The following is a 19,547-nucleotide window of genomic DNA, read 5'->3' on the forward strand; positions in this document are numbered from 1 at the left end:
GTGTGCGTGCCGGGCGGGGAACGGGCGTTCGGGCGGGCTGTCGGGGGCGGAGGTTAGCGTTCCGACCATGACCGCGACCGTCCACGCCCTGCGCTACCAGCGCTCCTCCGCGCTCCGACCCGGCCGGCTGGAGTTCGCCACCAGCGGCGGCGCCACCCCGCACGGCGCGGTCCGGCACCCCCGGTTCTTCGACGGCGCGCTGCGCCACCCCGACGCCGCGGCCGCCGCCCTGCTCGCCGTCGCCGACGTCGCCGCCACCCGCTACCACCGCCCCGGCGGCGGCGTCTCGCTCGACCCCGTGGTCACCGCCGACGGCGACCGGCTGCGCTTCGAGTCCTTCTCCGGCTGCGGCGGCGTGCACGCCCGGCTCGACGTCCTGCCCGAAGGACTCGACGGCGCCCCCACCGGCCACGGCACCACCAACGTCGACGTCAACGCCCCGCTGCGCGAGGCCCTGCGGCTGCGCGCCCCCGGCGAACGCCTGACGCTCGCCGTCGGTGCCGAGGAGATGACCGTCGGCACCGCCGCCGGCACCACCGTCGAACGCCGGGTCCCGCTGCCGCCGCGCTGGCTCAAGGGCTTCGCCGAGACCCAGCTGCTCACCGCCCGCTTCGACCCGCGCGCCCGGCTCACCGCCGCCGAGGCCGTCCGCTTCCTGCGCGCCCTGCCCGTCACCGGCCGCGGCACCGTCCGCTGGGTCGTCCCCGCCGGGCCCGCCCTGCGCGCCGCCTCCCGCCCCGGCCCCGGCGCGGTCTGCCTGCCCGGCCCGGAACGCCTCGCCGCGCTCCGCCCGCTGCTGCGCCACGCCACCGCGCTGCGCGTCTACGCCCCGCCCGGCACCCCCGCCGAGCCCACCGCCTCCGCCTGGGAACTCGCCTTCCCCGGCGGCCGGTTGACCCTCACCCTGTCACCCGACAGCTCCCGCGGCTTCTCCGGCGAAGGCGGCCTGCTCGACCTGCTCGCCCAGGACGCCCCCGCCGCGGACGCCGACGCGCTCGCCGGCCTGCTCGCCTGGGACCCCCGGATCGACCCCGCCGACCTCGCCGCCGACTCCGGCCTCACCCCCGAACGGGTCCGGGCCGCCCTCGCCCACCTCGCCGGCGCCGGCCAACTCGGCTACGACCTCGCCGAAGCCGCCCACTTCCACCGCCGCCTCCCGTACGACGCCGACCGGACCGAGCACCGCAACCCCCGGCTGCGCACCGCCCGTGCCCTGCTCGCCGCCGACGCCGTCGGCCCGGTGGCCGGCGACATCCGGGTCGTCGCGGTCGGCGACCACGCCCACCACGTCCGGGTCGGCACCGACGGCACCGCCCTCGGCTGCACCTGCCGCTGGTGGGCCCGGCACCGGGGCGGCCGCGGGCCGTGCAGCCACGTGCTCGCGGTGCGGATGCTCGCGGGCGGCGCTGGTACCTCCGGGGGCTCCGGGGGCTCCGGGGGTTCCGAGGGTTCCGAGGGTCTCGAAGGGGAGGGGCCGAAGTGAGCGCCGAGAGCCTGCCGGTGGCGATCCGGAAGGGTGTCTTCCTCGAGGTGGCCCGCCTGATCGAGCCGATGACGGACGCCGAGCGCCGGGCCGCACTGCCCCGGCTCAAGGAGCTCCGCCGCGAACTGCGCACCGGCGAGCACGCCCGGGCCGGCGCCGTCACCGCCCTGCTGATCGCGGGCGCGGTCTGCCACACCGCCCCCTCCGGCGCCGCCGAGTGGATCGCCGGCCGCGACTTCGACGTCCCGAGCTGGGCCCAGCGCCCGCTGCTCGCCCTGCTCGACGCCCGCCCCGCCGCCTGGCAGCGGGACGTCGCGCTCCGGCTCGCCCACGGCCTCTCGCTGCGCCCCGCCGACCCGTTCGGCTGGGACACCCCCGTCCCCTACGAGATCGCCGAGTACCTGCTGCGCCGCAGCGACACCCCGCCGCCCGCCGAACCCGGCCTGGTCCGGGAGTGGATGCGCGACCGGGGCAGCCCCGAACCCCGCCGCTGGCGCGCCCCACTGCCGCCCGGCCCCGACCTGTACGCCCGGCTGCGCGCCGACGGCTTCACCCCCGTCCTCGCCCCGCTGGTCTTCGACGCCGACACCGTCCAGCAGCTCTCCGGCCCCTGGGCCGCCAAGGGCCCCGACCAGCGCTGGCCCGCCGTCCTGGCCCGGCTCGCCGCCGAGGGCGTCATCGACCGGCCCGCCTTCCTGGCCCGGGGCTTCGCCCGGCTGGTGCGCGGCGGCGCGGCCGGCGAGCAGCGGACGTACCTGGAACTGCTGCGCGCGCTGGCCCCCGCGGCAGCCGAACTGGCCGACAACCGGCGGGCGCTGCTCGCCCTGCTGGACGGCGACTCGGTGGTCGCCGGAAGCGCGCTGGAGTGGCTGGCGGCACTGGACGCCGCAGCGCCGCTCGGGGCGGACGAGGTCGCCGAGGCGGCCGGGGTGCTGGCCGCGCGGCCGGAGAAGAAGCTGGTACGGGCCCTGCTGGCCTGGCTGGACCGGGTGGCGGCCGACGGCCGGACGGCGGTGGCACTGAGCGGGATCGCCGGGTGCTTCGGGCACCCGGACCGGCAGCTGCAGGCACAGGCACTGAAGGTGCTGAAGCGCCACATCGGCCCGGTGGAAGGAGAGTCGCTGCTGGAACTGCGGGCGGCGGCACTGCTGCTGGACCCGGCGCACGCCGCCGCGGCGGCCGAACTGCTCGGCCTCCCGGTCGAGTCGGGGCCGCTCGGAGCGGAGCAGGACCGGCTGCCCGAGCCGGACCGGCTGCCGCAGCCGCCCCGCCCGGCACCGGCACCCGCACCGCTCGGCACCCCGGCGGAGGTCGCCGAGGAACTCGCCGCCGCCCTTGCCGCCGACGACGAGAGCGTGCGCTTCGAACGCGTCCTGGACGGCCTGGTCCGGCAGGTCTGGACGGACCGGGCGGCCCTCGCCGCCGCCCTCGCCCCCGTCCTGCGGCCCGACAACGACTGGCAGGCGCTCGGCCGGATCGCCCGCGTCGCCACCGGCGCCACCCCCGCGCCACGCGTCCTGAGCGCCCTGCAGTCCCGCCGCGGCCGGATCTTCGGGCACTGGGAATTCCGCGGCCCCCTCGGCGAGTTCCTCGCCGCCCGCCTGCACGAGACCGCCTGGCGCCTCGCCGCCGACCCCGTCCCGTTCCTGCTGGCCACCCCGACCCGCGCCAACGGGGCCCTGGAAGCCCGGGAGTTGGTGACGCGCCTGGAGCGCTACGAGGAACTCGGCATCCAGCCCGGGCCGGTGGACTTCGCGCAGGCCCTGCTGCGCACGGCGGCCGACGGCGGAGGCGAGGGCGCCGAGCGGCTCACCTCCGACGCCGGACGGCGGCTCGCGGCCTGGCTGCGCGGCGGCGGACTGCCCCGCCAGACCTCCACCGCCGTACCGGCCGGCACCCGGCGGCCGGGCGTCCAGGACTGGGAGGGCCGTCGCTACGCCGACCAACCCGGCCTCGACGAGGAGCAGCTCGACCGACTCGCCATCCCCGCCCTCGACGTGCCCGGCGTCGACCCCGACCCCGGCCCGCCCGAGGCCGTCCGGGCCCTGCTCGGCCCCGCCGCGCCCTTCCACCGCCGCTCGGCCGTCGACGACACCACCCCCAGCGCCCGCTGGACCGCCCTGCTCCCGCACCACCGCGAGGAACTCGCCCTCCGGCTCGTCGGCCAACTCGCCGACTCCGCCCGGGACGCCCCCGTCCGGGGCAACGCCAGGCTGCTGCCGCTGCTCGCCGAAGCCGACGGCCCCTGCGGCTTCGCCGTCCACCAGGCCCTCGCCTACGGCCTCGGCGCCGGCCACGCCGAGGACCGCTCCGCCACCGTCGACGCCCTGCTCGCCCTCGCCGCCCAACAGCAGCTCGACCCGGACGCGTTGGGCCGCGAGACGCTCGAACTGCTCGCCGTCGGCGCGGTCAAGCCCAACCGCCTCGCCGCGACGCTCCGCGAACTCGCCGACCCCGCACCGCAGACGGCCTGGCGGGTGCTCGCCGTCCTGCTCCCCGGTCTGCTCGACGGGCCGTCCAGTGCGCCGGGCGCGCCCGGCGGCCCGTCCGGCGGCCCGTCCGGCGGGCGGCCGCCGCGCGGAGCCGCCGAGCTGGTCGCCGTCGCGGTCGACACCGCCCGCCGCAGCGGCGCCCGCGGCCCGATCGCGGCGGTCACCCGCACCGCCGCCCGCAAGGGCGGCACCAAGCTGCTCGCGGAGGCCCGCACCCTGGCCGCGCTGCTGGGCGGTTGACGGCCGACTGGTTCGATGGGACGAACAGCGAGGAGCGGAGCGGAACATGAACGACCTGGTCACGGCGGTCCGGAACGCCGATCACGCGCGGGCGGTCGTGCTGGTCGAGGAGCTGGACGGGGCGCGCCGGAAGGACGCCCTGCCCGCCCTGCGCGAACTGCGCCGTGAACTCGTCCGCCGGGACGGCCTCGGGCCCGGCTGGGACGCCCTGTGGGTGATCGGCGCGGTCTGCCAGCCGACCCCCGCCGAAGCCGCCGACTGGCTCGCCCACGGCGAGATCGACACCGTCGCCGCCTGGGACCGCCCGCCCCTGCTCGGCCTGCTGGAAGCCCAACCCTCCCACTGGCAGCGGGAAGTGGGCCTCCGGCTGGCCAACCGCCGGGCCGGCCGCACCGACGACTGGGGCTCCGGCCTGCTCTTCCGCCTCGCCGAACACCTGCTGCGCCGCAGCGACACCCCGCCGCCCGGCGAACCGAACCTGGTCGTCGACTGGATGCGCGACCGCAGCTCCACCCTCTTCCGCAGCGCCGTCACCGTCCTCCCGCCCGACACCGACCTCCGCACCCGGCTGCGCGCCGACAGCTTCACCCCCGTCCTCGCCCCGCTGGTCTTCGAGGGCCCCACCGCCCGCTGGTTCGACCACTTCGCCCGCCGCCGGGAGAGCGAACGCTGGGTGCCCGCCCTGGTCGAACTCGTCGCGGACGGAACGATCGACCGGTCGGCTTTCCTGGCGCGGGGCTTCGCCCGGTTGGTGCGCGGTGGTGCGGTGGGCGAGTTGCGGACGTACCTGGAGCTGTTGCGCGCGTTGGCGCCCGGAGTGGATGAACTGGCCGGCAGTCGGCGGGCGTTGCTCGCCCTGCTGGACGGGGACTCGGTGGTGGCCGGGTCTGCGTTGGAGTGGTTGGTGGTGCTGGACGGTGCGGGGCTGTTGGGGGAGGCGGAGGTCGCGGAGGCGGCGGGGGTGTTGGCGGTGCGGCCGGAGAAGAAGGTGGTGCGGGCGTTGCTGGGTTGGTTGGACCGGGTGGCGGCGGGTGGCCGGGTGGTGGTGGCGCTGGGCGGGGTCGCCGGGTGCTTCGGGCATCCGGACCGGCAGGTGCAGGAGCTGGCGTTGAAGGTGTTGAAGCGCCATGCGGGTGTGGTGGAGGGGGAGTTGTCGGTGCAGTTGCGGGCGGCGGCGCTGCTGTTGGATCCGGTGCGCGCCGGGGTGGCGGCCGAACTGCTGGGCGCCTCGGTCGGGTCGGAGCCGGTCGGGGCGGCACAGGACGACCGGCTGCCCGAGCCGCCGCGCCCGGTGCGGGTGCCCGGGCCGCTCGGCAGTCCGGCGGAGGTCGCGGAGGAGCTGGCCGCGGCTCTGGCCGCCGACGACGAGAGCGTGCGGTTCGAGCGCGTCCTGGACGGTCTGGTCCGGCAGGTCTGGACGGACCGGGCGGCCCTCGCCGCCGCCCTCGCCCCGCTCGGCCGGTCCTGGGAACCGCTGCACGGTCTGGCCCGGGTCGTCGTCGGTGCCGAACCGCCCGGGCTCCTGGCGCAGTTGCTCCAGCACCGGCCCGAGTACGCCCACGCCTTCGGCTCGGTCCTCGCCGCCCGCCTGCACGAGGCCGCGACCCACCGCGTCCCGTTCCTGCTGGCCACCCCGACCCACGCCAACGGCGCCCTGGACGCCCGGGAGTTGGTGACGCGCCTGGAGCGCTACGAGGAACTCGGCGTCCAGCCCGGGCCGGTGGACTTCGCGCAGGCCCTGCTGCGCACGGCGGCCGACGGCGGCGGCGAGGGCGGTGGCGACGGCGGCGGCGGTGGCGAGGGCAGTGGCGACGGCGGTGGCGAGGGTGCCGAGCGGCTCGCCTCCGACGCCGGACGGCAGTTGGCGGCCTGGCTGCGCGACGGCGGACTGCCCCGGGAGGCCACTGTCGTGGTGCCGAAGGGGGAGAACGGGTACCGGTACTGCGAGCAGCCCGCACCGGACACCGGACGGCTCGCGGTCGCGCCCGGGGCGGAGCTGCCGGAGGCCGTCCGGCTGCTGCTCGGGCCGCGCGCGGAACGGGAGGAGCGGTACCGGGGCAGGGGCTGGCGGATCGACGACCGGGCCACCGCGATCCTGCCCCACCACCGGGAGGAGACCGCCGCCCGCCTCCTGCCCCGCCCCGGCGGCGACCGGACAGCGCTCCTGCTCGCCGAGAGCACCGGCCCCTGCGGACCCGCCGTCCACCTGCTGCTCGCCCGCTGCTGCGACGCGGACCCCGGCCCGGCCCGGGCCGTCACCGTCGACGCGCTGCTCTCGCTCGCCGCCCAGCGGGCCCTCGACCCGGCCGCCCTCGGCCGGGAGGCGGGCGCCCTCGTCCGGGACGGCGCGCTCCGGCCCAACCGCCTCGCCGCCGTCCTGACCGACCTCGCCACCGCGGGCGCCCCCCGCCTGGCCTGGGCCGCCCTGGCCGGCCTGCTGCCCGTCCTGCTGGCCGAACCGCTGCCCGGGGGCGCCGCGGAACTCCTCGCCACGGCGGTCGACCGGGCCCGGGAGACGGCAGCGGGCGGCGCGATCGCGGCGGTGACCCGGCTCGCGACCGGCGGCGGCCGGAGCAAGGCGGTCACGGAGGCGCGCAGGCTGGCGGAACTGCTCGGCTGAGCGGTGCCGGGCCCCGGAGAGCGCCCGGCCGCCGCGGCTCAGAACTGCGGAACCTCGCCCTCCTGGCCCGGGGACTGCGGGGACCCGTCGGCCGCCGCACCGGGACCGACGCCGGCCGTCCCGGCGCGACCGACGTCGGCCGTCGCGCCCGGCCGGGCGTCGGCGAGCGGGGCGTCGGGGCGGGCCGGGGCGCCGGCGGTGAGGGCGGCCGGGCTGTCGGGGACGGTGGTGACGCCGTCCGGGAGGAGCAGGTCCGCGCCGGAGGGGGGCGCGGCGACGGCCCGCCACCACAGGGTGGTGGTCGGCGGGGCGGCCGGCTCGAAGGGGCGGCCGGGGCGGGGCAGGGCGAGGGTGACGCCGCCCGCCTGGGCGGCGGCGACGGTGCGCTCGGCGGGCTCCTCCCACGGGTGCGGGGCGAGGTCGAAGGTGCCCCAGTGCACCGGCAGCAGCACGCGGCCGCCCAGGTCGCGGTGGGCCTGGACGGCCTCCTCGGGCGTCAGGTGGACCTCGGGCCAGTGCTCGGAGTACGCGCCGACCTGCATCATCGTCGCGTCGAACGGGCCGAGGCGGCGGCCGATGTCGGCGAACCCCGGGAAGTAGCCGCTGTCGCCGCTGTGGAAGAGCTTGTGCCGCTTGCCCTCGACCACCCAGGACGCCCAGAGGAACTTGCCGCTCGGCCGCGGCCCGCGCGAGCAGTAGTGCCGGGCCGGGGTCGCGGTCAGCCGCAGGCCGTCCAGCTCGGCGGACTCCCACCAGTCGAGGTCGACGATCCGGCGCGGCGACACCCCCCAGTGCTCCAGGTGCGCGCCGACGCCCAGCGGGACCGCGAAGACCGCGTCCCCGGCGGCCAGCGTCCGGATGGTCGGCATGTCGAGGTGGTCGTAGTGGTCGTGGGAGATCACCACCACGTCCACCGGGCCGAGCTCGCTCAGCGGCAGCGGCACCGGGTGCAGCCGCTTGGGGCCGATCCAGTCGAACGGGGAGCAGCGCTCGCTCCACACCGGGTCGAACAGCACCCGGACGCCGTCCAGCTCGGCCAGCACGGTGGCGTGGCCCAGCCAGGTCAGCCGCAGGCCGGATTCGGGCGCGGCGGCCAGCTCCATCGGCAGCAGGCGGTGCACCGGGACGGCCGCGGCCGGCGTCCGGCGGTTCTGGTCGGCCGCGAGCTTGGTGCGCAGCAGGCCCAGCGGGGTGTGCGCGTACGCGAGGCGGCGGGTCGCCACCGGGTTGCGGAACGACCCGTCCACGAAGTGCGGCGAGTTGCGGACCCGGTGCAGCCGCCAGCCCGTCGGGTCGGCACCGAACGCGTCGGTGCGCATCCGCTGCCAGGTCTCCCGGGGCAGCGTCCGGTACGAGCGCTTCGCGTCGCGCAGCGCGAGCCCGGCTTCGGCGGCCAGTTCGCCGGCACGGAACAGCCAGGAGACGGGGCGGGACACGGTACCTCCACGATCGAACACCCGAACGGCGGCGCACCGGCACGGGACGGGACGGGACGCGGTGCGCCCCGCGCGGCGTCGGCGGCGGGCCGGAGGGCGGCGGGGCGGCGACGGGGGGATACCCGGGCGCCGGACGGCGCACCTCGGAGCCGGACATTACCGGCGGAAAGCGGAGGAACGTGGCAATCGGCGTACGGCGCGCCGGGCGGGTCGACCGGGTGGCGCAGGGGCGCAGACGGGGGCGAGGGCGAGGTCGGGGGCGGGGCCGGGAACGCGGACGGACCGCCCCGCGGTGCGGGACGGTCCGTGGGCCGGTGCGGGTCAGTCGGGCCCGGCGGGCGCGGGGCTCAGGCGGCCGGGTAGAAGCGGGTGATCGTCTCCGCGACGCAGTGCGGCTTGGGGCTCGCCTCGCTGGCGATGGTGAACCGGACCAGCACCTGCACGCCGCCGCCCGGCACCTCGTCCGCCGACACCAGGACCGCGGTCGCCCGCACCGCCGTGCCGACCGGCAGCGGGGCCGGGAAGCGGACCTTGTCCGAGCCGTAGTTGAGGGCCATCGCGACGCCCTCCACCCCGTAGCACTCCTTGGCCAGCACCGGCAGCAGGGAGAGCGTGAGGTAGCCGTGCGCGATCGTCCCGCCGAACGGCGTCAGCTTGGCGCGCTCCGGGTCGACGTGGATCCACTGGTGGTCGCCGGTCGCCTCCGCGAACAGGTTCACCCGGTCCTGGTCGATGGTGTGCCACGCGCTGGTGCCGAGTTCGGTGCCGACCGCGGCGGTCAGGTCGGCGAGCGAGGCGAAGGTCGTCACGGTGTGCTCCACGGTGGGTCGGGGCGGGCTCGGAGCTGGGGCTCGGAGCGGGGGCTCGAAGCGGGGGCTCGAAGCGGGACGGCCCTGGGCGGGCCGCCCCGCAGAGTATGCCTACTCGCCGGTCACATGTCAGTGGAGGGGTCGGGCGGGGGAGGGGCTGGGCGGGGGAGCGGGCCCGGGGTCAGGCCCGGCGGCGGCCCGGGAGGGCGGGCTCGGGGGCCGGCTCCCCGGCGTCCGGGAGGATGCGGCGGCCGGAGACCAGCTCCGGGGTGATCGCCACGTACTCCGGGCCCGGGTCCGGGATCCACGGGCGCAGGCCGCCGGAGCGCAGCGCGGCGCGCTCGCCCGCGTCGCGGACCACCTCGGCGCGGCCGTGCACCAGCACGCTCCAGCCGCAGCGGCCGGCCCGGTCGAAGTCGTCGACCTGGAACGCGGCCACCGTGCCGTCCAGCGCCCGGGCCACCCGGGTGCCGGCGCGCAGGGCCAGGATCAGCCGGCCGTCCGCCGCCACCCGGAAGGCCACCGGGAGCACCGCCGGAAGCGCGTGCTCGGTGTACACCACCCGCCCCAGCGGCACGGTGCCGAGCAGCCGCAGGCACTCGGCCTCGCTGAGGGTCTCCACCCGGTCGTCACGGTCCATACCGTCGATGGTGCCCCGGCCCGCACCGCCCCGAACAGGGCCCATGGTCCCTGAGCTGGGGCTCATCGGACCGATTCCGCCCCCGCGCGACACCCCTCGGCGATACCTTGGCCTCCGGCGGCGCCCCCGGCCCGCCGCGGGCTCCCCCGAACGGGCCGCGCGGCAGGTCGCGGGCGGTACAGGCGGGCGGAGGGGGCGGTACGGGTGAGCGGTGGCATCGAACTGGTGATGATCGGCGCGGACGGCGGTCCCGAGCGCGCCCACGGCGGGTCGGCCCGCGCCGCGGACGGCGCCCGCACCCTGGCCGACGCCCTCCCCGGCCGCACCTTCGACGCCGGCACCCGGGGCAGCACCGTCACCCACCCCCCGGCCGACGCCGACGCCAACACCCTGCTCACCGCCGTCCGGCAGGCCGCCCAGCGCCCCGCCCGCTGGCTGGTGGTCTGCCTGGTCGGCCAACTCGTCGCCGACCCGCGCGGCCGCCGGGTCGCCCTGGTCACCGCCGGCTCCACCCCCGACAACGCCTACCGGCGCGGCCTCGCCTGGGACTGGATCACCAGCGCCATGGTGCACGGCGAACAGGAGGAGACCCTGCTGATCGTCGACGCCGTCGCCGACCGCGACACCTGGACCGCCCTGCAGCGCGAGGACGGCGCCGGCGAACTGCTCGGCCACTCGCGCGTCCCGCTCTGGGGCCGGATCGGCCGCTGGAACACCGGCCGGCGCGGCCGCGACGGCGTACTCCCCGGCGCGGACGGCTCGTTCAGCTGGGCCCTCGGCCGGGTCCTCGAACACGGCGTGCCCGGCGCCCCCGCCGCCGTCGGACCGCTCGACCTCCAGCCCGCCGTGGAAGGCCAGTTGGGGTGGGGAGAACCGGCCAACGCGGGCGAGGCAAGGCTGTTGGTGCCGCGTGACGGGGGAAGACTCCTGATGCGCAATCGGGCCGCAGTGAGAGGTGCGCTCGCCGGATTGCCCTTTTCCGATGAACTTTTGGCGGTTCTGTGGCGAGAAAGTGCCCCAACGGATCCGCCTTCCGCGTAAGGTCAGGAGGCCCGGGTGTTGCCGTGCCGGGGTGGGGTGGCGAAGAATCGACCTCCGAGCGACCTCAGAACGACACCGGGGACGGCAGACGACATCCGCGGTCCGGATCCACCACAGGTCCGGCCGCAACAAGGTGGGGCTATGCGGCAGCGCTCAATTCTGGTGCGCCCTGGGGCGGTTGGGATCAGCGGGTTGCTTCTGCCATTCCTGCTGACGGCCTGCTCGGCCGCCGGCACGGGATCCGCGGACCGACTCGGAACACCCGACGCGAGCCTCGCCCGGGCGACCTCCACGACCACTCCCGACAACGGACCGACCGGCACCCCCGTCCCCCACCAAGGCGTCCAGGGCCTGGAGGGGAACGAGGCGGTGACGGCCTATCAAGGCTGGTGGAACGTCCAGGTCGACGTCCTCGGGCGATCGGATTCGGACGGAACTCCGCTCCGGCAGTACGCCACCGGCAATGCCTTCAGCGACACCGTGATCTCGCTCACCCGGCTGCACGACAACAAACTCGTCATGGCCGGTCGGCCGCGCACCTCACCAACCCTCAAAAGCCTTGACCCGCAGGCGAATCCGCCCACCGCCACGATCGGGGACTGCCTCGACGTGACCGACTGGCACCAGGTGGACGCGACGACCAAGGAGATCAGGGATCCGCAGCAGCGGCTGTCGCGTTATCCGGCGACCGCCGTGATGAAGAAATACGGAAACCGCTGGCTGATCACCGACTTCACCCGTGAGGTGGACAAGACATGCTGAACTCCGCCTGGCGCACAGCCATTTGTGTACTGATCGGGCTCGGATTGGCGGCCACCGCCGTTCCGGCGGCCAGTGCCGATGACGGCGGCGGCGTCGTCATCGGCCCCTGTGCGGACCTCTCCATCTGCACCGGCACCCACCACCCGGGCAGCACCCCGACCGCCGGCGGCGGCGGGACGTCCGGCGGGAGCGGCGGCGGCACCGAGATGTGCACCTGGAAGGACAAGCAGGTGCCGTGCTGGCGGGACGACCTCGGCTGGTTCTCGGAGGGCTGCTACTACTCGCTGGTCACCCCGCAGCCCCTGGCCGGGGACCGGTCCTGGGAAGGGCACACCAGCAAGGACGGCGCGATCTACCAGAAGGCCTGCGACCTCACCGGCGACCTGCTCAACTTCCAGTCGGCCGGCCAGACCTTCCTCGCCCAGGCCCCCGGCAAGACGCCGCCCAAGACGCCCGCCCAGCTCGCCTACGACGCCCTGCAGGAGATCACCGTCGTCCCGCCCGTCCTGCACGCCGCCCCCGGCAAGGACGCGGTGGTCGGCTCGCCGGTCTGGCTCTGGATGGACGCGAACCCCCGCACCGTCGGGCCGCTGAGCAGCGAACTGCAAGGCGAAGGCTTCAAGGTCACCACCACCATCACGCTGGCCGAGGTGGAGTGGAGCGTGGACGACGGCCCGGCCGGGGACGAGCAGGTCGGTCACTTCAGCTGCAAGGACGGCGGCAACCCGTTCAGCAGCACCGGGACGCCCAGTTGCAGCCACGTCTTCGAGAAGAGCTCGGCCGGGATGAAGGAGAAGGCCTTCACGCTCGGCGTGCGGATGCTCTGGCACGTCAGCGCGCACAAGGACGACGGCACCCCGATCAACATGATCCCCTACGACTGGTGGCCGACCTACACCGACGCGGTGCTGCAGGTTCCGGTCAACGAGGTCCAGGTGCTGAACTGACCGGCCCGGCCGCCGGAGCCGGACCGGGCCCGGCGGCCCGAGAGTTGACGTTCGAACACGAGTGAGAGGCCGCAGAGCGGTGGAGAACCGAAGCATGCCGACCCCGCCGCGCCGACTCGGCGCCCGGCGGCGGCGACCCGCCGTGCTGGCGATGGCGGTGGCGCTGATCGCGGCCGGCGGGCTGGGCGGCGCCGTGCTGTACAACAGCAGCGGGCAGCGGATCGCCGTCGTCGCGCTGGCCCGGGACGTCCCGATGGGGCAGGTGATCAGCTCCGACGACCTGGTGGTCGCGCACATCGCCGGCGACCCCGCGCTGCGCCCGCTGGACGCCCGGGACCTGCAGGGCACCATCGGGCTGCGGGCCACCACCGACCTCAAGCGCGGGGCGCTGCTGGTCAAGTCCGACCTCACCAGCGACCCGGCGACCCAGGCCGGGCAGCAGATCGTCGGCGTCTACGCCAAGCGCTCCCAGCTGCCCGCCACCAAGCTGCAGCCCGGCCTGCAGATCCTGATCGTCAACGCGCCCGCCGGCGACGGCGGCAGCGCCGGCGCCACCACCCGCAGCCCCGACACGCTGACCGCCGTGGTCGCCGCCGTCGGCCGCCCTGACACCGACGGCAGCACCGTGATAGACGTCGCCGTCGGCCCCTCCGACGGGCCGAAGCTCGCGCTCTGGGTGGCCGGCGGCAAGTTCCAGGTGATCCTGGCGCCCCGAAGCAGCGGGGGGTCCTGATGTCCGTGGTGGCCGTGCTCGGCGGGCCGGGAGCGCCGGGGGCCACCAGCAGCGCCCTCGCGCTGCTGCTGTCCTGGCCGCTGCGCCCCGGCCGCCGGGTACTGCTCGTCGAGTGCGACCCGGACGGCGGCGCCGTGCTGGCCGGCGCGCTGGAAGGGCGGGTCGAGGCCGTCTACGGGCTGCGCAACCTGGCCGTCGCCGACCGGCGCGGACTGCTCGCCGAAACACTCTGGGAACAGCTGCTCGACGTCTCCCCGCAGGGCAACGGCGAACGCCTGCTGCTGCCCGGACTCACCGACCCCGCCCAGGCCCCCGGCCTCGCCTACACCTGGGAGCCCCTGGTCGAAGCCCTGCGGGCGCTCGAACCGCAGGGCTACGACGTGCTGCTCGACCTGGGGCGCTCCGGCGCGAGCGGGCCGATGGCGGTGCTGCCCCGGCGGGCCGACGTGGTCGCCGCGACCGTCCGCACCACGCTGCGCGGACTCTCCGCCGCCCGGCCCCGGATCGCCGCACTGCGCGAGGACCTCGACGCCAACGGCACCGGCTCGGACGGCCTGGGCCTGCTGCTGGTCACCGAGGGCCCCTACCCCGAGAGCGAGGTCTCCCGGCAGTTCCGGCTGCCCGTGCTCGGCGCGCTCACCCACGCCCCGCGCACCGCCCGGGTGCTCTCCGACGGCGGCGACACCACCGACCGGCGCTTCATCCGCTCCGAGTTGATGCGCACCGCGCGCAGCGCCGCCGACCGGATCCAGGACCTGGTCACCACCCGCCGGCGCCGCCTCGGCGGCCCGCAGGGCCAGCCGCCGCCGCAACCGCAGTTGCAGCAAACGCAGTTGCAGCAACCGCCGCAGCAGCAACCGCAGTTGCAGCAGCCCTACCAGCCGCAGCCGGTGCAACCCCAGCCAGTGGCACCGCAGTTCGCGCAGCCGCAGCCGCAGCCGCAGCCGCAGCCGCAGCCGCAGCCGCAGCCGCCGCAGTCGTCGCAGCGGGGGTACGTCCAACCCCCGCAGTACCAGCAGCCGTTGCGGCAGGCGCCCGTGCCGCCGCAGCAGGTGCCGCCGTTCGTGGCGGGGCCGGTGGGCGGGCCGCAGTCGTACCCGCAGTCGCAGCCCTACCAGGCGCAGCCCCCGTACCAGCAGGCGCAGCCGTACCAGCAGCAACAGCCTTACCAGCAGCCGCAGTCGCCGCAGCAGGTGTCGCAAGAGGCGGGTGCGGGCGGGCAGTTCACGGGGGAGTGGCCGATCCGGGTCGAGCCGCCGCAGATCTCGTACGCCGCACCGCACATAGCGCCGCCCGTGGTGCCGCAGCCGCCGGTGCCCGCGCCCTTCCCGGGGCAGGGCGGGGCAGGTGGTGCGGTGGTCGACGGCGAGGGCGGGGACGGCAGTCGGGAGGAGGGACGGCATGCGCGCTAACCCGTACCAGGGGCCGTTGCCGCAGCAGGCGGTGAACGGGCAGGTGGCGCAGGGAGGTTCGGCCGACGCGGCCGGACTGCCGTGGGCCAAGCCGCCGTTGGAGCAGCCGTACCAGCAGCCGCAGCAGCCGCAGCAGCCGTACCAGCCGCAACCGCAGCCGCAGGTCGGGCCGGTGGCCGCCGCGGCGGCGGTGCCGGCGCTCCCGGCGGCGGGGGCGCGGCCGGTGGTGGACACGCAGGTGGCAAGGGAGTTGAAGCGGCAGGTCGCGGCCGAGCTGCACCAGCAGCTGTCGCGGCTGGCGCAGGCGTCGGGCAGCGAGGCGGACCGGGCGACCCGGCGGCAGCGCGGACGGGCGCTGATCGAGGAGGCGGTGGCCCGCTGGTCGGACGCGTACGCGCAGACGCACGGCATCCCGCCGACCCGGGAACAGGACCGGCTGCTCGCCGAGGCCGTGTACGACCTGCTGTTCCGGGCCGGCCGGCTGCAGCCCTACCTCGACGACCCGGAGATCGAGAACATCCTGATCAACGGCTGCGACGACGTGTGGATCTCGCGGGTGCACCAACCACTGCGCCAGGTACCGCCGGTGGCCGACACCGACGAGGAACTGGTCGAGCTGCTGCAGGACCTGGCCCGCCAGCACGGCGGCGGCGAGCGCAGCCTGTCGACCGCCAGCCCGATGCTGGCGCTGCGCCTGGAGGGCGGCATGCGCCTGCAGGCGATGACCGAGGTCACGCCCCGCCCGTACGTGGCGATCCGCCGCCACCGGGTGGCCAGCGCGACGCTCAGCGACCTGGTCCAACTCGGCACGGTGGACACCACCCTGGCGGCGTTCCTGGCGTCCGCGATCCGGGCCCGGAAGAACGTGATGATCACCGGTACCCAGGGCGTCGGCAAGACCAGCCTGCTGCGCGCGATGGCCGCCGAGATCCCGCCGGACGAGCGGGTCGGCACCCTGGAGTCGGAGTTCGAGCTCTGGCTGCACACCCTCGGTCACCTGCGGCAGGTCGTCCCGATGGAGGCCCGCGAGGGCAACGGCGAACGCGTCGACGGGCGCCTGGCGGGCGAGTTGACGATCGGCGAGCTCATCCCGGCGGCGCTCCGGATGACGCTGTCGCGGATCATCGTCGGCGAGGTGCGCTCCGCCGAGGTGGTGCCGATGCTGCGGGTCATGACCAACGGCGAGGGCGGCTCGATGTGCACCCTGCACGCCCGCGGCCCGCAGATGGTGGTCGACCGGATCGCCGAACTCTGCCTGGAGTACGGCTCGCACATGACCGACACCCTCGCGTACCGGCTCACCGCCAACGCCGTCGACTTCATCGTGCACGTCACCATGGTCGACGAGACCGCCGTCGGCGGCCGCCGGCACCGCTTCGTCTCGCACGTGCTGGAGGTGGCCGGCCTCGGCGAGTCCGGCCGACCCGCGCTGAACACCGTCTTCGGGCCGCGCCCGGAGATCGGCGAGGTGCGGGCGGTGCCCGTCACCCCGCCGCACTGCCTGGACGACCTGCGCCGGGCCGGCTTCGACGCGGGGCTGCTCGCCTCCCCGTACGGCACCTGGGGCGCCCCGCTGGCGCTGCGGATCGGGGGGACGCGCTGATGCTGATGCTGTACGTGCTCTGCGGACTGGCCGTGGCCGGCGGGCTGGTGGCGCTCGCCGTCGGCCTGACCGGGCGGCCGGAGGGCGAGGAGCAGCCCCGCAACCCGTTGGAGGGCCGGCTGCACACCCTCTGGTACGGGGCGCCCGGCACCGCCTCGCCCGGCGTCGCCCGGCTGCGCCGGATCCAGCTGGTGCTGGCGCTGATCGGCGCGCCCGGCGGCTGGCTGTTCACCCGGATCCCGCTGGTCGCGCTGCTCGTCCCGGCCGCCGTGTTCGGCCTGCCCTGGCTGTTCGACGCGACCCGCTCCGACACCCGGCGGATCGAACGGCTGGAGGCGCTCGCCGAGTGGACCCAGCGCCTCGCCGACGTGCTGCTGCTCGGCGTCGGCCTGAACCAGGCGATCATGACCAGCCGGCGCACCGCGCCCGCCGCGCTGGAGACCGAGATCACCGACCTGGCGGCCCGGCTGCAGTCCCGCTGGCGGCCGGAGGACGCGCTGCGCGCCTTCGGCGACCAGGTCGCCGACTCGACCGCCGACAAGGTGCTCGCCGCGCTCGTCCTGCGGGCCGGCGACAGCGGGCCGGGACTGGCCCGGGCGCTCGCCGACATGGCCGAATCGGTGCGTGAGGAGGTCCGGCAGCGGCGCGCCATCGAGGCCGACCGCTCCAAGCACCGCACCACCATCCGCTGGATGGTCGGCATCATCCTGCTGGTCGTCGTGGTCGGCTCGTTCAACGCCGGCTACACCGCGCCCTACACCACCACGATCGGCCAACTCGTGCTCGGCATCGTGGCGGTGGCGTTCGTCGCGGTGATCGCCTGGATGCGCTCGCTGGCCCGGCACACCCCGCTGCCGCGCGTCCTGGAGCCCGACCGCCGCTCCAAGACCGGCAAGCTGCCCGGCCGCGAGCAGGCCGCCGCCGAGGGCGCCGGCAGCGAGGACGAACCACTCGTGAAGGAGGCCAGGTGATCTCCCCCTGGGCGATCCTCGCCGGCGGCGCCGCGGCCGGCGGCGTGGCCCTGCTGTTCGCCGAACTCCGGCCCGCCCCACCGGACCTGGGCCAGGCCCTGGACCGGCTGCACCGCGTCCCCGAGCCCCGCCGGGCCGAGGACGCCGAGGCCGTGCTGCCCTGGTACGACCGGGTCGGCGACCGCTCCACCCGGCTGCCCGGCGTCCGGATCCCGCAGCAGGAACTCGCCCTGATCGGCCGCAGCCCGGCCCGCTTCATGGCGCACAAACTGCTGTTCTCCTTCCTCGGCTTCGCCCTCCCCGGCTACCTCACCGTGCTGGCCGAACTGATCGGCGACGGACTGCCGTTGGCCGTCCCGCTCCTGGTCGGACCGCTGCTCGCCGGACTGTTCTGGTTCATCCCGGACGGCATCGTGGCCGGCGAGGCCAAGGAGGCCCGCACCGAGTACCTGCACGGCATCGCCGCCTACCTCGAACTCGTCGCGCTGGAACGGGCCGCCGACTGCGGGCCCGCCGAGGCGCTGCGCCGGGCCGCCTCGGTCGGCCGCGGCACGGTGTTCCGGAAGATCCGCGACGCGCTGGAGCGGGCCGCCACCGACCGGCTCCCGCCCTGGGACGGACTCGACGCCCTCGCCCAGGAGTTGGGCCTCACCCCGCTCCAGGACGTGGCCGACATCATGCGGATCTCCGGCGTCGACGGCGCCGCCGTCTACGACACCCTGCGGGCCCGCGCCAAGAGCCTGCGCGGCGAACTCCTCTCCGAGGAACTCGCCAAGGCCAACACCGACAGCGAACGGATGGTGGCCCCCGGCTCCGCCCTGACCCTGCTGATGACCGTCCTGATCGCCTTCCCCGCGATCTACCAGATGCTCAGTACCGACTGAGCCGACCGAGACCCGAATCGGAGACCCCGCCCCGACCCCGCCCCGACCCCGCCCCGACCCCGCCCCGACCCCGCACCGATCCCGCCCGAGCAGCGAACGAACAGCGCCACCCGCTCGAACCGGTACCCCGCCGCACCGAGCCCCTCCCCTCGACGTCCTGGAGACCACACCATGGCCCGAATCCGCACCGTCGCGGCAGCCCTGCTGCCGCTCGACCTCTTCAAGCCCCTGATCGAGTACCGCCTCGCCAAGCTGCGCATCGCGCGCGGCAGCGGCGACCGCGGCGCGATCAGCATCGAACTCGCGCTCGCCGTGATCCTGCTGGTCGGCATCGCCGGGGCGGTGGTCTACGCGATCACCCAGCTCGGCAACACCGTCAAGGCGAAGATCCCGAAGGACTCCCCCGTCGGCGGCACCGCCCCGTGACCCACCGCCCGCACCGGCCCGCCACCCGGCCCGCACCGGCCGGGTGGCCCCGGCGTGCCCGGACCCTCGAACGGATCGCCGGACGTAGTTCCGGGCCGGGCTCCGTTCGAGGCTTCGGGCGGGGCTCCGACCGGGGGGCGATGACGATCAGCCTCGCCATCGTCTTCCCGGCCGTGCTGTTCATGATCCTGCTGGTGGTGCAGGCCGGCCTGTGGTGGTACGCCGAACAGGCCGCGCTGGCCGCCGCCCGGGAGGGCGTCGAAGCCGGCCGGGTGAACGGCGCGCCGACCGGTGCGGGCGAGCAGCGGGCCAGTGAATTCGTCGGCCGGCTCGGCCAGTTGGCGACGCTCCGGCAGCCGCCGCGGCAGACCGGCAACGACCCCGACCTGTACCAGCTGTCCGTCACCGTCAAGCCGCTCACGCTGATCCCGTTCGTCGACACGACGATCACCAAGACGGCCGGCGCGCCCCGGGAGAAGTTCGTCCCGCCGGGGGCACCGTGAACGGGGGCGCCGTGACCGGGGGCGCCGTGACGGGGGGCACCGTGACGGCGAGAGCGGTCGACTTCCTTCGCCGGGACCGGGGTTCGTTCGCGCTCGAAGCGGCGATCCTGGTGCCGGTGATCCTGAGCTTCGCCCTGATGGCGGTCGCCGCCGGACGGGTGCAGACCACCGGCGCGGTGGTCGACGCCGCCGCCCGGGCCGGCGCCCGGGCCGCCTCGCTGGCCCGCACCCCCGCCGGGGCGGAGAAGGAGGCCGCCGCCGCCGTGCGGCAGGCGCTGGCCTTCCGCCAGGTGGAGTGCGCGACCGAGCCGACCGGGGTGCCGGAGTACGGCACCCTGGAGACCGACGGCGGGGTGCTGCAGACCGTCACCGTCCAGGTGTCGTGCACGGTGCCGCTGGCCGACCTGCTCGGCCTGGACGGCGTGCCCGGCAGCAAGACGATCACCGGCACGTTCACTTCTGTGCTGGACCGTTATCGGGGAAACTGAGAGGACGTCAACACACCGTGGGGGGAGGAGACGTGGACGAAGGAGGCGCCGAGGCGC

Annotated in this window: 17 protein-coding genes; 14 read left to right on the forward strand and 3 right to left on the reverse strand. The window is 76.0% G+C overall.

What is annotated here, in order from left to right; all coding sequences use genetic code 11:
* Positions 1–67 precede the first annotated feature (67 nt).
* The 3 genes from KSE_RS31695 to KSE_RS31705 are packed head-to-tail and all read left to right on the forward strand — an operon-like array spanning position 68 to position 6,835.
* Entirely contained in the window at positions 68–1,483 is a 1,416-nt protein-coding gene (locus tag KSE_RS31695; RefSeq protein WP_014139468.1) for an SWIM zinc finger family protein, read from the forward strand.
* Complete coding sequence (locus tag KSE_RS31700; protein ID WP_014139469.1) at positions 1,480–4,215, forward strand: DUF6493 family protein; 2,736 nt, start codon at positions 1,480–1,482, stop codon at positions 4,213–4,215. The genes KSE_RS31695 and KSE_RS31700 overlap by 4 nt, the downstream gene beginning before the upstream one ends.
* A 46-nt stretch (positions 4,216–4,261) precedes the next feature.
* Positions 4,262–6,835, forward strand: a complete 2,574-nt coding sequence (locus tag KSE_RS31705) for a DUF7824 domain-containing protein (RefSeq protein WP_014139470.1) — start codon at positions 4,262–4,264, stop codon at positions 6,833–6,835.
* A gap of 38 nt (positions 6,836–6,873) precedes the next feature.
* Here the strand turns inward: KSE_RS31705 and KSE_RS31710 are convergent, their stop codons facing one another.
* The 3 genes from KSE_RS31710 to KSE_RS31720 all read right to left on the reverse strand — a co-directional run bounded on the left by KSE_RS31710 (position 6,874) and on the right by KSE_RS31720 (position 9,720).
* A complete protein-coding gene (locus KSE_RS31710; RefSeq protein ID WP_081539931.1) occupies positions 6,874–8,154 on the reverse strand; it encodes an MBL fold metallo-hydrolase in 1,281 nt (426 codons plus the stop codon).
* 464 nt (positions 8,155–8,618) lie between these two features.
* Positions 8,619–9,080 (reverse strand): MaoC family dehydratase, encoded by a 462-nt coding sequence (locus KSE_RS31715; protein ID WP_106437765.1) that lies wholly within the window; start codon positions 9,078–9,080, stop codon positions 8,619–8,621.
* Positions 9,081–9,261: 181 nt separating this feature from the next.
* Positions 9,262–9,720 carry a pyridoxamine 5'-phosphate oxidase family protein gene (locus KSE_RS31720; RefSeq protein WP_014139473.1) on the reverse strand — a complete coding sequence of 153 codons (459 nt, stop codon included), beginning with the start codon at positions 9,718–9,720 and terminating at the stop codon, positions 9,262–9,264.
* Between the two features lie 204 nt (positions 9,721–9,924).
* Between KSE_RS31720 and KSE_RS46005 the strand changes: the two genes are divergently transcribed.
* The 11 genes from KSE_RS46005 (at position 9,925) to KSE_RS31775 (ending at position 19,490) form a co-directional block, all read left to right on the forward strand.
* Positions 9,925–10,761 carry a hypothetical protein gene (locus KSE_RS46005; protein ID WP_014139474.1) on the forward strand — a complete coding sequence of 279 codons (837 nt, stop codon included), beginning with the start codon at positions 9,925–9,927 and terminating at the stop codon, positions 10,759–10,761.
* Between the two features lie 141 nt (positions 10,762–10,902).
* A complete protein-coding gene (locus KSE_RS38965; RefSeq protein ID WP_051055460.1) occupies positions 10,903–11,523 on the forward strand; it encodes a hypothetical protein in 621 nt (206 codons plus the stop codon).
* Entirely contained in the window at positions 11,517–12,470 is a 954-nt protein-coding gene (locus KSE_RS31735) for a hypothetical protein (protein ID WP_014139476.1), read from the forward strand. Before KSE_RS38965 ends, KSE_RS31735 begins: the two co-directional genes overlap by 7 nt.
* 94 nt (positions 12,471–12,564) lie before the next feature.
* The gene (locus KSE_RS31740; RefSeq protein ID WP_051055461.1) at positions 12,565–13,203 is read left to right on the forward strand and encodes an SAF domain-containing protein; all 639 of its coding nucleotides are present in this window, start codon (positions 12,565–12,567) and stop codon (positions 13,201–13,203) included.
* A complete protein-coding gene (locus KSE_RS43710) occupies positions 13,203–14,615 on the forward strand; it encodes a hypothetical protein (RefSeq protein ID WP_014139478.1) in 1,413 nt (470 codons plus the stop codon). Before KSE_RS31740 ends, KSE_RS43710 begins: the two co-directional genes overlap by 1 nt.
* Positions 14,605–16,218 (forward strand): CpaF family protein, encoded by a 1,614-nt coding sequence (locus KSE_RS31750; RefSeq protein WP_106437766.1) that lies wholly within the window; start codon positions 14,605–14,607, stop codon positions 16,216–16,218. Before KSE_RS43710 ends, KSE_RS31750 begins: the two co-directional genes overlap by 11 nt.
* Positions 16,218–17,189, forward strand: a complete 972-nt coding sequence (locus KSE_RS31755; protein WP_014139480.1) for a type II secretion system F family protein — start codon at positions 16,218–16,220, stop codon at positions 17,187–17,189. The genes KSE_RS31750 and KSE_RS31755 overlap by 1 nt, the downstream gene beginning before the upstream one ends.
* Positions 17,186–18,073, forward strand: a complete 888-nt coding sequence (locus KSE_RS31760) for a hypothetical protein (RefSeq protein WP_014139481.1) — start codon at positions 17,186–17,188, stop codon at positions 18,071–18,073. The genes KSE_RS31755 and KSE_RS31760 overlap by 4 nt, the downstream gene beginning before the upstream one ends.
* Before the next feature lie 171 nt (positions 18,074–18,244).
* Positions 18,245–18,499: a hypothetical protein gene (locus tag KSE_RS31765; protein WP_014139482.1), complete on the forward strand. Its 255-nt coding sequence runs from the start codon at positions 18,245–18,247 to the stop codon at positions 18,497–18,499.
* Positions 18,500–18,639: 140 nt separating this feature from the next.
* Positions 18,640–19,002: a TadE/TadG family type IV pilus assembly protein gene (locus tag KSE_RS31770; protein WP_014139483.1), complete on the forward strand. Its 363-nt coding sequence runs from the start codon at positions 18,640–18,642 to the stop codon at positions 19,000–19,002.
* 41 nt (positions 19,003–19,043) lie between these two features.
* Positions 19,044–19,490, forward strand: coding sequence for a TadE/TadG family type IV pilus assembly protein (locus KSE_RS31775; RefSeq protein WP_014139484.1), 447 nt, complete (start codon positions 19,044–19,046; stop codon positions 19,488–19,490).
* Positions 19,491–19,547: the final 57 nt, after the last annotated feature.

The sequence above is a fragment of the Kitasatospora setae KM-6054 genome (genome assembly GCF_000269985.1).
Taxonomy (GTDB): domain Bacteria; phylum Actinomycetota; class Actinomycetes; order Streptomycetales; family Streptomycetaceae; genus Kitasatospora; species Kitasatospora setae.

What these genes read in the sequence shown, in the direction of transcription:
- KSE_RS31695 (WP_014139468.1), top strand. Translation starts at nt 68, where the DNA reads ATGACCGCGACCGTCCACGCCCTGCGCTACCAGCGCTCCTCCGCGCTC.
- KSE_RS31705 (WP_014139470.1), top strand. Translation starts at nt 4,262, where the DNA reads ATGAACGACCTGGTCACGGCGGTCCGGAACGCCGATCACGCGCGGGCG.
- KSE_RS31710 (WP_081539931.1), bottom strand. Translation starts at nt 8,154, where the DNA reads ATGCGCACCGACGCGTTCGGTGCCGACCCGACGGGCTGGCGGCTGCAC.
- KSE_RS31720 (WP_014139473.1), bottom strand. Translation starts at nt 9,720, where the DNA reads ATGGACCGTGACGACCGGGTGGAGACCCTCAGCGAGGCCGAGTGCCTG.
- KSE_RS38965 (WP_051055460.1), top strand. Translation starts at nt 10,903, where the DNA reads ATGCGGCAGCGCTCAATTCTGGTGCGCCCTGGGGCGGTTGGGATCAGC.
- KSE_RS31735 (WP_014139476.1), top strand. Translation starts at nt 11,517, where the DNA reads ATGCTGAACTCCGCCTGGCGCACAGCCATTTGTGTACTGATCGGGCTC.
- KSE_RS31740 (WP_051055461.1), top strand. Translation starts at nt 12,565, where the DNA reads ATGCCGACCCCGCCGCGCCGACTCGGCGCCCGGCGGCGGCGACCCGCC.
- KSE_RS43710 (WP_014139478.1), top strand. Translation starts at nt 13,203, where the DNA reads ATGTCCGTGGTGGCCGTGCTCGGCGGGCCGGGAGCGCCGGGGGCCACC.
- KSE_RS31750 (WP_106437766.1), top strand. Translation starts at nt 14,605, where the DNA reads ATGCGCGCTAACCCGTACCAGGGGCCGTTGCCGCAGCAGGCGGTGAAC.
- KSE_RS31755 (WP_014139480.1), top strand. Translation starts at nt 16,218, where the DNA reads ATGCTGATGCTGTACGTGCTCTGCGGACTGGCCGTGGCCGGCGGGCTG.
- KSE_RS31765 (WP_014139482.1), top strand. Translation starts at nt 18,245, where the DNA reads ATGGCCCGAATCCGCACCGTCGCGGCAGCCCTGCTGCCGCTCGACCTC.
- KSE_RS31770 (WP_014139483.1), top strand. Translation starts at nt 18,640, where the DNA reads ATGACGATCAGCCTCGCCATCGTCTTCCCGGCCGTGCTGTTCATGATC.